10 protein-coding genes are annotated in these 12,937 nt (G+C 61.3%); all 10 read left to right on the plus strand.

The annotated features are described in order from the left end of the window. Window positions 1-242 precede the first annotated feature (242 nt). The 10 genes from NFR47_RS03180 to NFR47_RS03225 all read left to right on the plus strand — a co-directional run bounded on the left by NFR47_RS03180 (window position 243) and on the right by NFR47_RS03225 (window position 12,876). On the plus strand, window positions 243-2,738 hold the full coding sequence (locus NFR47_RS03180; protein WP_251214128.1) for a YfhO family protein: 2,496 nt from the start codon (window positions 243-245) through the stop codon (window positions 2,736-2,738). Beyond that, window positions 2,731-3,615, plus strand: coding sequence for a cell division protein FtsX (locus NFR47_RS03185; RefSeq protein ID WP_251214129.1), 885 nt, complete (start codon window positions 2,731-2,733; stop codon window positions 3,613-3,615). Before NFR47_RS03180 ends, NFR47_RS03185 begins: the two co-directional genes overlap by 8 nt. Window position 3,616: 1 nt before the next feature. After that, window positions 3,617-3,862 carry a DUF3098 domain-containing protein gene (locus NFR47_RS03190; RefSeq protein WP_251214130.1) on the plus strand — a complete coding sequence of 82 codons (246 nt, stop codon included), beginning with the start codon at window positions 3,617-3,619 and terminating at the stop codon, window positions 3,860-3,862. A 4-nt stretch (window positions 3,863-3,866) separates the two neighbouring features. Beyond that, on the plus strand, window positions 3,867-4,658 hold the full coding sequence (locus NFR47_RS03195) for an undecaprenyl-diphosphate phosphatase (RefSeq protein WP_251214131.1): 792 nt from the start codon (window positions 3,867-3,869) through the stop codon (window positions 4,656-4,658). Continuing rightward, window positions 4,655-5,383 (plus strand): tRNA pseudouridine(55) synthase TruB, encoded by a 729-nt coding sequence (truB, locus tag NFR47_RS03200; RefSeq protein WP_251214132.1) that lies wholly within the window; start codon window positions 4,655-4,657, stop codon window positions 5,381-5,383. Before NFR47_RS03195 ends, truB begins: the two co-directional genes overlap by 4 nt. A 128-nt stretch (window positions 5,384-5,511) precedes the next feature. Continuing rightward, window positions 5,512-6,561 (plus strand): tRNA preQ1(34) S-adenosylmethionine ribosyltransferase-isomerase QueA, encoded by a 1,050-nt coding sequence (queA, locus tag NFR47_RS03205; protein ID WP_251214133.1) that lies wholly within the window; start codon window positions 5,512-5,514, stop codon window positions 6,559-6,561. 159 nt (window positions 6,562-6,720) lie between these two features. Continuing rightward, window positions 6,721-7,527: a glycogen/starch synthase gene (locus NFR47_RS03210; protein WP_251214134.1), complete on the plus strand. Its 807-nt coding sequence runs from the start codon at window positions 6,721-6,723 to the stop codon at window positions 7,525-7,527. Continuing rightward, window positions 7,511-9,142, plus strand: coding sequence for a DUF4270 family protein (locus NFR47_RS03215; protein ID WP_251214135.1), 1,632 nt, complete (start codon window positions 7,511-7,513; stop codon window positions 9,140-9,142). The genes NFR47_RS03210 and NFR47_RS03215 overlap by 17 nt, the downstream gene beginning before the upstream one ends. Window positions 9,143-9,216: 74 nt before the next feature. Beyond that, window positions 9,217-11,514 (plus strand): type I DNA topoisomerase, encoded by a 2,298-nt coding sequence (gene topA / locus NFR47_RS03220; RefSeq protein ID WP_251214136.1) that lies wholly within the window; start codon window positions 9,217-9,219, stop codon window positions 11,512-11,514. 153 nt (window positions 11,515-11,667) lie between these two features. Beyond that, entirely contained in the window at window positions 11,668-12,876 is a 1,209-nt protein-coding gene (locus NFR47_RS03225) for a C1 family peptidase (RefSeq protein WP_251214137.1), read from the plus strand. The last annotated feature ends 61 nt before the right edge of the window (window positions 12,877-12,937 follow it).

Below are 12,937 nucleotides of genomic sequence, written 5' to 3' on the forward strand. Positions count from 1 at the left end.
CGAAAAAACGCGACGAACCGGCGTAAAACGCCGTGCCGGCGAAAGGCCCGGCCATGGTGCGGCCGGTCCGCGCGGGATAAAATTACTGCAAATATAATGAAAATTCGCAATTCGGGCGCGATGATCGGCTATTTTTTCGTACCTTTGGCTTCACCGAAGATACTCCCGCTCGGCAACCCCAAATAAATTTGTGTTTGCCCTCGCTTATTCGTACCTTTGGCTGTTCAAAAAGAATCATCGGAATGAATCTACCGAAAGGCTTCGCCGCACGGCTGTTGCCCGCAGCAGCGGCCCTGCTGCTCTTTTTCGTGGTCGCGGCCGCCTATTTCGCCCCCCAGTTCCGGGGCGAAGCGCTGCCGCAGCACGATGTGGTCCAATACGAAGGGATGGCCCGCGACATCACGCAGATGAGGCTCGAAACAGGCGAAGACCCCCAATGGACGGGGGGCATGTTCGGCGGAATGCCGGCCTACCTGATAAACGTGGCCTATCCGGCCCAGCTGGTGAAACGAAGCGTGGGGCAGATCGTCAAAATCCTCGACACCCCGGCCGCGTTCCTCTTTTTTGCCATGACGGCCATGTGGCTGATGCTCCTGATGATGGGCGTCGACCCGTGGGCGGGCATCGTCCCGGCGCTGGCCTACGGGCTTTCGACCTACTTCCTGCTCATCATCGGAGCCGGACACCTCACCAAAATGTGGGCGCTGGTCTATGCGCCGCTGATGATGGGCGGCGCCTGGATGACCCTGCGGGGGAACAAGTGGTACGGTGCGGCCGTCACGGCGGTGGCGGCGTCGCTCGAAATCGGAGCCGGACACCCGCAGATTACCTACTACTTCATGCTGGCAATGGCCGCGCTGTGGCTCAGCGACGGAATCGTGGCCCTGCGCGAAAAACGGCTGCGCGACTTCGGGGTGCGGACCGCCGTGCTGGCAGGTGCTGGCATTCTGGCCGTGGCGTCGAACTTCGGGCCGCTCTGGTATACGGCCCAGCACTCCAAAGAAACGATTCGCGGCGGCTCTGAACTGGCCGTGGAGACCGACAGCAAGCGCGGCGGTCTCGATTTGGACTACGCTACGGCGTGGAGCTACGGACGGGCCGAGACGCTGAACCTGCTGGTGCCCGACTTCATGGGGCGCGATTCGGGCGCCGCCTTTGCGCCCGACGGCGAAGTGGCCGCCGTGACAAACCGCCTGGGACTGCACGGAGCGGCCGAACAGCTGCCTGCCTATTGGGGCACACAGCCCTACACGGGCGGCCCGACCTACTTGGGCGCGGCGGCGGTCTTCCTGGCGGCATTGGGGCTGGCGCTGGCCCGGGGCCGCAACAAATGGTGGATAGCGGGCATTTCGGTGCTGATGATTCTGCTGGCGTGGGGCCGCAACCTGATGGGATTCACCGAGTTGGCGTTCCGCATACTGCCCGGCTACAACAAGTTCCGCACGGTCTCGATGACGCTTGTGGTGGTGCAGTGGGCCGTGCCGATGCTGGGCGCGCTGGCGCTCGTACAGCTGTGGCGCGGCGACGTTCCGCAGAAACGGCTCCTGCGGGGGCTGGCCTGGGCGGCCGGAACGACGGGCGGGCTATGCTTGTTGCTGGCCGTGGCCGGAGGGACGTTGTTCGACTTCGGGTACGACGACAGCGCGGCGATGATGACCGAACAATACCACCGGATTTTCCGGGCCAACGACCTGCAAACCTACATCGACCGCGGAATGGACGCGGAATGGGGCGAAATGACGGCGGCGGCGATGGCCGCGGAACGCGCTTCGATGATGCGGACCGACGCGTGGCGCTCGCTGATGATGATTGCGCTGGCGGCGGGAGCCGTGGCCCTTTTCGTGTGGCGGAAAACCAACAAATACGCGCTGACAGCTCTACTGGCGGGGATCATGCTTCTGGACCTGGTGCCCGTCGACCTGCGGTTCCTCTCGCCGGACAGCTTCGTGACGGCACGCCGCAACCGGGTCGTACCGACGGCGGCCGACAAGGCGATATTGGCCGACACCGACCTGGGATACCGCGTCATCAATCTGACGGTGAGCACCTTCAACGACGCGACCACCTCCTATTTCCACCGTTCGGTGGGCGGCTACCACGGCGCCAAGCTGGCCCGCTACCAAGACCTCATCGACCGTTATCTTTCGGCGGCCGACGAAAACGTCCTGGACATGCTCAACACGCGCTATGCCATCGTACCGGGGCGCGACGGAGCCCCCGAAGCGGTCCGCCGCGACACGGAATACGGCGCGGCGTGGATGGTCGATTCGGTCGTCTGCGTGCCGACGGCCCAAGCCGAAATCGACGCGCTCGGGACCCTCGACCTGCGCACGACGGCGGTCGTATCGCCTCTCTCGACGGCAACCTCGTGCTGTTATCTCGCCCCACTCGGCAAACTCGCCAGCGGTGAAATCGCCCTCACGGAATACCGCCCCAACCATCTGACATACGAATATTCGGCAGAGGGCGAAGCCGTAGCGGTCTTCTCGGAAATCTACTACGACAAGGGCTGGACGGCCTTCATCGACGGCGAGCAGGCCCCCTATTTCCGGGCCGACTACGTCCTGCGCGCCATGCGTCTGCCCGCCGGAAAACACACCGTCGAATGGATTTTCCGGGCCCCGGGCTGGGATTGGGTCGAGGGAATTACGTTTGCGGCTTCGCTCGCCATTCTGGCCGGCGCGGCCGCGGCAATCATACATTGGCTCCGCAGCCGAAAAAGAGAACGGAATGGATGACAGCAAACGACTGAAGCGCAAGGTCCGCAACTCCTACTTCATCTCGACGGTGAGCATCACACTGGTGCTCTTTCTGCTGGGCTCGGTGGGCTATCTGATGTTGGCCGCAATGAAGGTCGCGCAGACGCTCCAATCGAGCATTCAGGTGTCGGTGGAATTGAAAAACGGGCTGAGCGACAAGCAGCGGCAGGAAATCGAACGGCAGCTCACCGATGAGGAACTGGTCGAAACGATTGTCTACGTCCCCAAGGAAGAGAAGCTCGAAGACCAGGAATTCCGCCGCCTTTTCGGCAGCCGCTTCGAGGAGATACTCGACGAAAACCCGCTGCTGAACTCCTACGAACTCACCCTCACCGCCCGCTCGGCCGACCGCGAGCTGATCGAAGCCTTCATCCGGGGAGCCGAACACCTGAAAGGAGTGGCGCATGTGGGCTACCCGGCGCTGATGGCCCAGCGGCTGCATTCGACCGTGGGCAAAATCCGCTTCGTACTGCTGCTGTTCGGCGGGGCGCTGCTCGTCATTTCGCTGATTCTGCTGAGCAATACCATCCGGCTGGCCATCTTCTCGAAACGCTATCTGATCAACACCATGAAGCTGGTAGGGGCGACGAAGTGGTTCATCATGAAACCGTTCCTTGCCAGCAGTATCACACAGGGCATTTGGGCCGGAACGATGGCTTCGCTGCTCCTGGCCGCCGCGGCCTGCGGACTGAACGAAGCGGTGCCCGAATTGCAGGCCCTCGCCGACGCAAGCCGCACGGGCCTGCTGATTTTCGGCGCCATGCTCGGCGGCGGAATCGTCATCTCGGGACTGTTCACCTGGGCCGCCCTCAACAAATTCGTCAACATGAAATCGAACAAAATCTATCTCTACTGATATGAAACAACCGAACGACACCCCCGAGAATCCCCGGATGCCGCTGACACGCCGCAACTACATCCTGCTGGCCGCGGGCTTCGGAATCATCCTCTTAGGCTTCGTCCTGATGGCCGGCGGCGGCAGCGATTCGCCCGACGAATTCAACTACGCCATGTTCTCGTGGCGCCGCATCACGCTGGCCCCCATCCTCGTCATCGGCGGCTTCGCGGTGGAGGCATACGCCATTCTGAAACGCTGGAAATAGAGCGATGGATACGTTGCAGGCCATTCTGCTGGGCATCGTGCAGGGCATCACCGAATTCCTGCCCGTGTCGAGCAGCGGACATCTACAAATCGCCAAGGAGCTCCTGGGCGTGGAAATCGAAGAGAACCTCACGTTCGACGTGACGCTGCACGCCGCGACGGTGCTGAGCACCCTCGTTGTGCTGTGGAGCGAAGTGCGGCGGTTGGTGCAGGGTCTCTTCTCGCGCCGGTTCAACGCCGAACAAGCCTACGTACTGAAAATCGTGCTTTCGATGATTCCCATCGGAATCGTGGGCTTCGCGCTCAAGGACCGCATCGACGCCATGCTGGGAGCGCCGTGGATTTTGGCCGTCGTGGGGGCGATGCTGCTGCTGACAGCGGCCCTGCTTGCCTTCGCCTACTACGCCAAACCGCGGCAGAAAGAAGATATATCCTACCGCGACGCCTTTATAATAGGTATCGCCCAAGCCTGCGCCGCCATGCCGGGACTCTCGCGCTCGGGTTCGACCATCGCCACAGGGCTGCTCTTAGGCAACAAGAAAGCGGCCGTCGCGCAATTCTCGTTTCTGATGGTGCTGGCGCCGATTCTGGGCGAAACCCTGTTGGAAATCGCGTCAGGAAAACTCACGGCAGGCGTGGCCGCCGGGCCGTTGCTGGCCGGATTCGCGGCGGCGTTCGTGACGGGCTGCCTGGCCTGCCGCTTCATGATCGAAACCGTCAAGCGGGGCCGGCTGATTTGGTTCGCCCTCTACTGCGCCGTGGCGGGTGGCATCTGCATCATCAGCTACTGCATATGACCCAAGGACAATTCGACCTCCGGGGCCTCAACTTCGAGGAGGGCTACATCGCCGTGCTGGACAAGCCGCTGGAATGGACCTCGACCGACGTGGTCCGCAAAATCAAGTTCGCCCTGCAAAAGGCCGGCTACAAGCGCATCAAGGTGGGCCACGCCGGGACCCTCGACCCGCTGGCTACGGGTATTCTGCTGGTCTGCATCGGCCGCGCTACCAAGATGGTGGAGGCGCGGCAAGCCGAAGAAAAGGAATATGTGGCCGACGTGATGCTGGGCGCCACAACGCCGAGCTACGACCTGGAACACCCCGTGGACCGAACCTACCCCTACGAGCACATTACGCGCGAGGGGGTGCTCGAAGCGCTCCGCACGCTGGAGGGCGAGCGCCTGCAAACCCCGCCGCTCTTCTCGGCCAAGAAAATCGACGGGATGCGTGCCTACGAACTGGCCCGGGCGGGCGAGACGACCGAGACGGTCGAACTGCGCCAGGCCCGGATAAACATCTACGAAATCGAGCTGCTGGAATACGCCCTGCCGCGCATCCGCATCCGGGTACGATGCAGCAAGGGCACCTACATCCGTTCGCTGGCCCGAGAAATCGGCGAAGCGCTCGGCAGCGGCGCCCACCTGACCTCGCTGCGCCGCACCCGCAGCGGCGGATTCACGGCCGAGCAGGCGTGGCAGCTGGAGCAGTTTCTGGAAAAACTGCGGCAGACCGAAACAAAATAACGATTTTTGCGTATTATATTGTACGTGTTTTTTCGCGCGCTTTTCGGCAAGCCGAGCGCAGGCCGAACTTGTTCGGGCTTTGCCGAGGAGAGAAAACCTGCATGAAATAACGAAAACCCATCTTCAACATGAAATTATCGCAATACGGCTACGACTTCGCCCCGGAGATGCTGGCCCGCCACCCGGCCGACAACCGCGACGAATCGCGGCTGATGGTCATCGACCGCGCCAAAGGCACGATCGAGCACCGCATGTTCAAGGACATCCTCGACTACTTCGACGAAAAGGACCTGTTCGTATTCAACGACACGAAGGTGTTTCCGGCGCGGCTCTACGGCAACAAGGAGAAGACGGGGGCCGAAATCGAAATCTTCCTGCTGCGCGAGCTGAACCGCGAGCTGCGGCTGTGGGACGTGCTGGTCGACCCGGCCCGCAAAATCCGCATCGGCAACAAGCTCTATTTCGGGGACGACGACTTGCTGGTGGCCGAGGTCATCGACAACACCACCTCGCGCGGGCGGACCCTGCGCTTCCTCTTCGACGGAAGCTACGAGGAGTTCAAGGAAGCCCTGTTCGCCCTGGGCGAGACGCCGCTGCCCAAGTGGGTGCGCGAAAAGGTCGAGCCCGAGGACGCCGAACGCTACCAGACCATCTTTGCCGCCAAGGAAGGCGCCGTGGCGGCTCCGACAGCAGGCATGCACTTCTCGAAACACCTGATGAAGCGCATGGAAATCAAAGGGGTGGACCGGACGTTCATCACGCTGCACGTAGGGCTGGGTAACTTCCGCACGGTCGACGTGGAAGACCTCTCGAAGCACAAGATGGATTCCGAGCAGTTCATCGTGACGGACGAAACGGCCGCGACGGTCAACGAGGCCAAACGCGACGGCCGCAAGATCGTGGCCATCGGCACAACCGTCATGCGGACGCTCGAAACGGCCGTCTCGACCGCAGGCATGATCAAGCCCATGGAGGGCTGGACCAACAAGTTCATCTTCGCGCCCTACGAGTTCTCGGTGGCCGACGCAATGGTGACGAACCTCCACCTGCCCTACTCGACGCAGCTGATGATGGTGGCGGCGTTCGGCGGCTACGAAACCGTCATGAACGCCTACAAAACCGCCAAGGCCGAGGGCTACCGCTTCGGAACTTACGGCGACGCGATGCTGATTCTCTGACGCCCGCGCCCCGCCGGCCCGGAAACGTCCGGGAGTTTCAGATTTTTTACGTACCTTTGTAGCAACATAAATCCGGCCCGGAGCGGCCGCCGTCCGACGGAACACCCCCGACGCATTCCCGACTGCGGCAACCGCCCCGTCCGACTAAAACCACGGATCATGGCAAGCAAGATTCTGTACGTCTGTCAGCAGATAGCGCCCTATCTTCCCGAAACGGAGGCCTCCAAGTTGTGCCGTTCGCTGGTGCAGGCCATGCAGGAGCGCGGCAACGAGATCCGCACGTTCATGCCCCGCTACGGCTGCATCAACGAGCGCCGCCACCAGCTGCACGAGGTAATCCGGCTTTCGGGCATGAACCTCATCATCGACGACAACGACCACCAGCTCATCATCAAGGTCGCGTCGATACCGGCCGCCCGCGTACAGATCTACTTCATCGACAACGACGATTATTTCTCGCGCAAGGCGATTCTGCACGACGCCGAGGGCCGTGAATTCGCCGACAACGACGAGCGGGCCATCTTCTTTGCGCGCGGCGTCCTGGAGACGGTCAAGAAGCTGCGCTGGGCCCCGACGGTGGTCCACTGCCACGGTTGGTTCGCCGGTGTCGTGCCGGTCTATCTGAAAAAGGTCTTCGCCGACGACCCGATTTTCCGCGACGTGAAGGTGGTGGTCTCGCTCTACGACGACGGCTTCCCCGGCGAACTGGACAAGGAGTTCGGCCTCAAGATAGCCGGAGAGGGGGTGCAGGACGCGAATCTTTCGCTTCTGGGACGTCCGTCATACGAAAATCTCTGCCGTTTCGTTATGGAATATGCCGACGGTATCATCGTCGCGTCGCCCGACGTCGACGCCAAGGTGCTGAAGCTCGCCCGCCGAAGCGGCAAGCCGATGCTCGAATACCGTTCGCCCGAAGAAGACGGATTTTTCGATAATTACAACCGATTCTATGAAGATATTCAATAGATTCCTCCGGACCGACGCGGCCCGGGCGCTCGTGCTCCTGGTCATGGCGGCTGCGGCGGCAGCAGCCTGCACGACGGTGGACGATTCGCTGGGCTCGAACCTCGTGCCGGAGAATCAGCAGATGCTGGCAGGTTATACGACCCTGCCCCGCAAAGGCGAAAAACCGGCACGCTACGTCGAGACACGTCTGTTCCAGAGCGATTCGCTCGTGTCGTCGAACCTCAGCTACGGATACATGGGGTCGGAGCTGAACGATACGCTGGGCCTGCGCACGGCGGGATTCCTCACGCAGTTCCTCTACAATATGAAAGTGGACCGGCCGAGATTTTTCGGGTACAGACCTTTCGCCGATTCGGCCGTGCTGAAGCTCTCGATTTCGCAGTACGGCGCCGATACGCTCACTCCCCAGCAGTTCGGCATCTATGAAATCGTCAGCAACGACTATCTCAAGGAGGGCGAGGCCGACACGGTGTTCTATCTGAACTTCAACCCCGACAAATACGTCGGCAAGAAGCCGCTTTTCAGATTCACGTTCCCCGACGGCAAGCGCACGAAACCGTCGTCGGCCAACATCCCGCTGGAAATCACCGACGAGGGCGAGCACTTCATCAAACGGCTGATGCTGGAGGAGGGTCCCTACAAGGGCAAATATTCGATTTACACCACGCAGGACAGCCTGGTACAATGGCTCGAGGAGTTCAAGGGGCTTTACATCCGGCCCGAGAGCGACCAGGCCGTGAGCGGCAAGGGCACTATCTATGCCACCGACCTCCTGGCGTCGTCGCTGGTGATTTACGGCCGTAACCGGGTCGAAGCGGACCCCTCGCTCGTCCAGGACACCATCCGGATGAACTATGCCTTTTACCACACAGGGTCCGAAACCCACGGCAACGTCTCGGTCAACACCCTCAGACGCGACTATGGCAAGGGGACGATGATCAACCCGGCCAACGTCAAGGAGCCGACGCCGGGAAGCGAAGATACGCGCAAGCCCGACAGCCGCCTGATTGTCGAGGGTTTGGGCGGCATAGCCACCGAAATCACTTTCACACAGCAGTTTTTCGACGAGCTGGAAGCCTTGATAGCCGGAGCCGAAGACAAGCAGGAATACTCGACGCTGGCGTTCAGCAAGGTCCGCATGCTGGTCTACTTCAGCGGCAGCGACTACGACCCTTCGCAAATCGACCCGGCGAATCCCGGGCGTCTGATTGCCGAAATGGACGCGGCGCCCAAACGCATCGGGCTCTACACGGATTACAAGAAGCTGACCCCGATTGCAGACTACAACTACACGGTCGAGAAGAACAACAGCAGCTACACCCTTGCCTACGACGGCTATCTCAAACGCAGCCGCGGCTGCTACGCGATGGACATAACGGGTTACGCGCAGACGCTGTGGAACAGCTATCTGGCCGAGCGCCGGGCCGCCGAAGCGGAAAACCGCCCGGTCGAACTCGACAACGTGAAGAACCGTACCATCTACGCGGGTCTCGAAGCATACAGTCTTTACAGCTCGGCCTACGGCGTATTGCAGGGCATGACCACCGACGAGGAGGCCCCCGTGCAGAACACCGCGCCCATCCGTTTTGAAATAGCATACAACCTCATCAAATAGCAGGACACGTCTCTGCGATGCGAACCTAAGTCTATCCGCTTAGGTTTTCGCATTTGAACGAAGCCATACACACCATGCAGGAAAATTTAGTCATCGTCGAGTCCCCCGCCAAGGCCAAAACCATCGAGAAGTTCCTCGGCAAGGATTTCATCGTCAAGTCGAGCTTCGGCCACATCCGCGACCTCTCGAAAAAGGACCTCGGCATCCGCATCGACGAAGGATTCGCGCCCGTCTACGAAATCCCGGGCGACAAGAAGAAAGTGGTCGACGAGCTGGCCCGGCTGGCCAAGAACAAAACCGTCTGGCTCGCTTCCGATGAAGACCGCGAAGGAGAAGCCATCGCATGGCACCTGACCGAAGTGTTGGGGCTCCCCGTCGACCGCACCAAGCGCATCGTCTTCCACGAAATCACCAAGCGGGCCATCCTCGAAGCCATCGAGAAGCCGCGCACGGTCAACATGGACTTGGTCAACGCCCAGCAGGCGCGCCGCGTCCTCGACCGGTTGGTGGGTTTCGAGCTCTCGCCCGTGCTGTGGAAAAAGGTGCGGCCGTCGCTCTCGGCCGGACGCGTGCAGTCGGTCGCCGTGCGGCTCATCGTCGAGCGCGAGCGCGAAATCATTGCGTTCCGGTCGAAGCCTTATTTCCGCGTCGTGGCCCAGTTCTACGCCGCCGGCGACCCCGACAAGACGCTTTTCAAGGCCGAGCTTTCCTCGCGCTTCGACACGCAGGCGCAGGCCGAAGAATTCCTGCGCGGCACCGTCGGCAAGGCGTTCACGGTCGCCAAGGCCGAAGAAAAGCCCGCCCAGCGCTATCCCGCACCGCCGTTCACCACTTCGACGCTCCAGCAGGAGGCCGGGCGCAAGTTGGGCATGTCCGTTTCGCAAACCATGTCCGTGGCCCAGCACCTCTACGAGCAGGGTCTGATTACCTACATGCGTACCGATTCGGTCAATCTTTCGCAGCAGGCGCTGGCCCAGTGCAAGGAGGAAATCATCAGGCTCTACGGCGAAAAATACTCCCGTTGGTTCAATTACAAGACCAAAACCAAGGGGGCCCAGGAAGCCCACGAAGCCATCCGCCCCTCCTACATCGACCGCCAGCAAATCGAGGGCACGACGGCCGAAAAACGGCTCTACGAGCTTATCTGGAAGCGCACCGTCGCCTCGCAGATGGTCTGCGCCGAAATCGACCGCACGACGGTGGCCATCGACATCGAGGGGTCGCCGCTCCAGTTCATCGCCACAGGCGAGGTAGTGCGGTTCGACGGTTTTCTGCGGCTCTACTCCGAATCGACCGACGACGACCAGACCGCCGAAAGCGGCGAGGGGCTGCTGCCCAAGATGGCGCAGGGCGACCTGCTCAGCGCCGCCGGTATTACCGCCACCGAACGCTTCACGCAGGCTCCGGCCCGCTACAACGAAGCCTCGCTCGTCAAGCGGCTCGAAGAGTTGGGCATCGGCCGTCCGTCGACCTACGCCCCGACGATTTCCACGATCATCAACCGCGGCTACGTGGTCAAGCAGAACAAGGACGGGCAGAAACGCAGTTACGTGCAACTGACGCTCGCCAACGCCAAGGTAACGGCCAAGACCCTCACCGAAAACTTCGGCAAGGAGAAAAACCGCCTGTCGCCCACCGACATAGGCATGGTCGTGAACGATTATCTCGAAGCGCAGTTCGGTTCCATCGTCGATTACAACTTCACGGCCAGCGTCGAGAAGGAGTTCGACCGCGTGGCCGAGGGCGACATCACATGGAACCGCATGATCGGCGACTTCTACCAGCCGTTCCACAAGATGGTCGACAGGGCCATCGAGCAGCAGACCGACAAGAAAAGCCAGGGCCGCATCCTCGGCACCGACCCCGCGACAGGCCATACGGTCAAGGCGCGCATCGGCCGCTACGGCCCGATGGTCGAAATCGAGGGCAGCGAGGGGCAGAAAAGCCGCTTCGCATCGCTCAAGAAAGGGCAGCTCATCGAATCCATCACTTTGGACGAAGCGCTGGCCCTCTTTGCGCTCCCCCGTATGTTGGGCGAGCTCGACGGCGAGGAGCTGACCGTCGGCATCGGCAAATACGGCGCCTACGTCCGCTACGGCAAGTCGTTCGCTTCGCTGGCCAAGACCGACGACCCCTACACGGTGAGCTACGACCGGGCCGTAGAGGTAGTCCGCGCCCACAAGGAAGCCGCCGCCACAGCCAACAAACCGCTCCGCGAATTCGCCGAAGACCCCGACATGCTGGTCAAGAACGGCCGCTACGGCGCCTATATCGCTTACCAAGGCAAGAACTACCGCCTGCCCAAAGGGGCCAAGGCGGCCGAGCTGACCTTGGAGGAGTGCCGGAAAATCGTGGCCGGAGCGAAAAAATAGACGCCGGCATATACTATCCGGGCGCCGCAGCCGTTTCTTATGCGTGCAGCGGTCCGCAGAGCGGCATCCCGGTCCACCGGGAGCAGCCGGCCCGACCGCAGCTGCTGCCCCCGGCGTTCGGCGAAACGAACGCTACTTCAAACCCAACGACAGATGAAAAACTTCTTGCTTACCCTGCTGGCCGTCGGCGCTCTGTGCAGCGCCGTCGCCCAGACGACACCCGAAGAGACCCAGCCCGAGGGCTACCGCTTCACCGACACCAAGGTGCTGCAAATGACACCCGTCAAGGACCAGCACCGCAGCGGCACATGCTGGTGCTTCTCGACCCTTTCGTTTCTGGAGGGTGAAATCCTGCGCGCAGGCGGCGCTCCGGTCCACCTCTCGGAGATGTGGATCGTCCGCCACACCTTCATGGAAAAGGCCGAAAAATACGTCCGGATGCACGGCGAACTGAACTTCGCCGAGGGCGGTGCGGCGCACGACGTCACCGAGAGCATCAAGAAATACGGCATCGTGCCGTTCGAGGTCTACCCGGGGCTCAACTACGGCACCGACAAGCCCGACTTCCACGAGCTGACGGCCGTATTCAAGGCCTACCTCGACACGATCATTTCGGTCGGCGACCGTTCGGGCAAACCGCTGTCGACGGCGTGGCGCCGCGGCTTCAGCGCCCTGCTCGACGCCTATTTCGGCGAGATGCCCGAGACTTTCACCTACGAGGGCAAGGAATACACCCCGGCCTCCTATGCGGCCTCGCTGCCCATCGACATGGAGGATTATATCGACCTGACGTCGTTCACCCATCATCCGTTCTACACGCAGTTCATCCTCGAAGTGCCCGACAATTGGATGTGGGGCACGGTCTACAACCTGCCGCTCGACGAAATGATGGCCGTCATCGACCACGCGCTGGCCGAGAACCACCCCATCGCATGGGGCACCGACGTGAGTGAAAAGGGATTCAGCCGTTCGCTGGCCTTAGGCATCGTCCCCGAAGCCGACCTCGACAGCATGAGCGGCACCGAAGCCGAACGCTGGGGCAAGTTGACCGAACGCGAAAAGGAAGCGGCCCTCTACACGTTCGACAAGCCGGGCAAAGAGCGTGTCATCACGCAGGAGATGCGCCAAACAGCTTTCGACAACTACGAAACGACCGACGACCACGGCATGGTGATCGTCGGTACGGCGCATGACCAGGCAGGCAACGCCTATTACAAGGTGCTCAATTCGTGGGACGTGCGCCCGCCCTACGCCGGGTATTATTACTTCTCGCGGCCGTTCGTGGCCTACAAGACCACCGACATCATGGTCAACAAAAAGGCTCTGCCCAAGGAAATCGCCAAGAAACTGGGACTGAAATAAGTTCACCCGTTTCGCATTTCCACTCACAGAAAGCGACCGGAACCGTATACGGTTCCGGTCG

This window comes from Alistipes muris (assembly GCF_943193205.1).
Lineage (GTDB): Bacteria > Bacteroidota > Bacteroidia > Bacteroidales > Rikenellaceae > Alistipes > Alistipes muris.

Bases quoted from the DNA above. Each gene is read 5' to 3' on its own strand.
- topA (WP_251214136.1), top strand. From the start codon at position 9,217: ATGCAGGAAAATTTAGTCATCGTCGAGTCCCCCGCCAAGGCCAAAACC.
- queA (WP_251214133.1), top strand. From the start codon at position 5,512: ATGAAATTATCGCAATACGGCTACGACTTCGCCCCGGAGATGCTGGCC.
- truB (WP_251214132.1), top strand. From the start codon at position 4,655: ATGACCCAAGGACAATTCGACCTCCGGGGCCTCAACTTCGAGGAGGGC.
- NFR47_RS03215 (WP_251214135.1), top strand. From the start codon at position 7,511: ATGAAGATATTCAATAGATTCCTCCGGACCGACGCGGCCCGGGCGCTC.
- NFR47_RS03185 (WP_251214129.1), top strand. From the start codon at position 2,731: ATGGATGACAGCAAACGACTGAAGCGCAAGGTCCGCAACTCCTACTTC.
- NFR47_RS03190 (WP_251214130.1), top strand. From the start codon at position 3,617: ATGAAACAACCGAACGACACCCCCGAGAATCCCCGGATGCCGCTGACA.
- NFR47_RS03195 (WP_251214131.1), top strand. From the start codon at position 3,867: ATGGATACGTTGCAGGCCATTCTGCTGGGCATCGTGCAGGGCATCACC.
- NFR47_RS03225 (WP_251214137.1), top strand. From the start codon at position 11,668: ATGAAAAACTTCTTGCTTACCCTGCTGGCCGTCGGCGCTCTGTGCAGC.
- NFR47_RS03180 (WP_251214128.1), top strand. From the start codon at position 243: ATGAATCTACCGAAAGGCTTCGCCGCACGGCTGTTGCCCGCAGCAGCG.
- NFR47_RS03210 (WP_251214134.1), top strand. From the start codon at position 6,721: ATGGCAAGCAAGATTCTGTACGTCTGTCAGCAGATAGCGCCCTATCTT.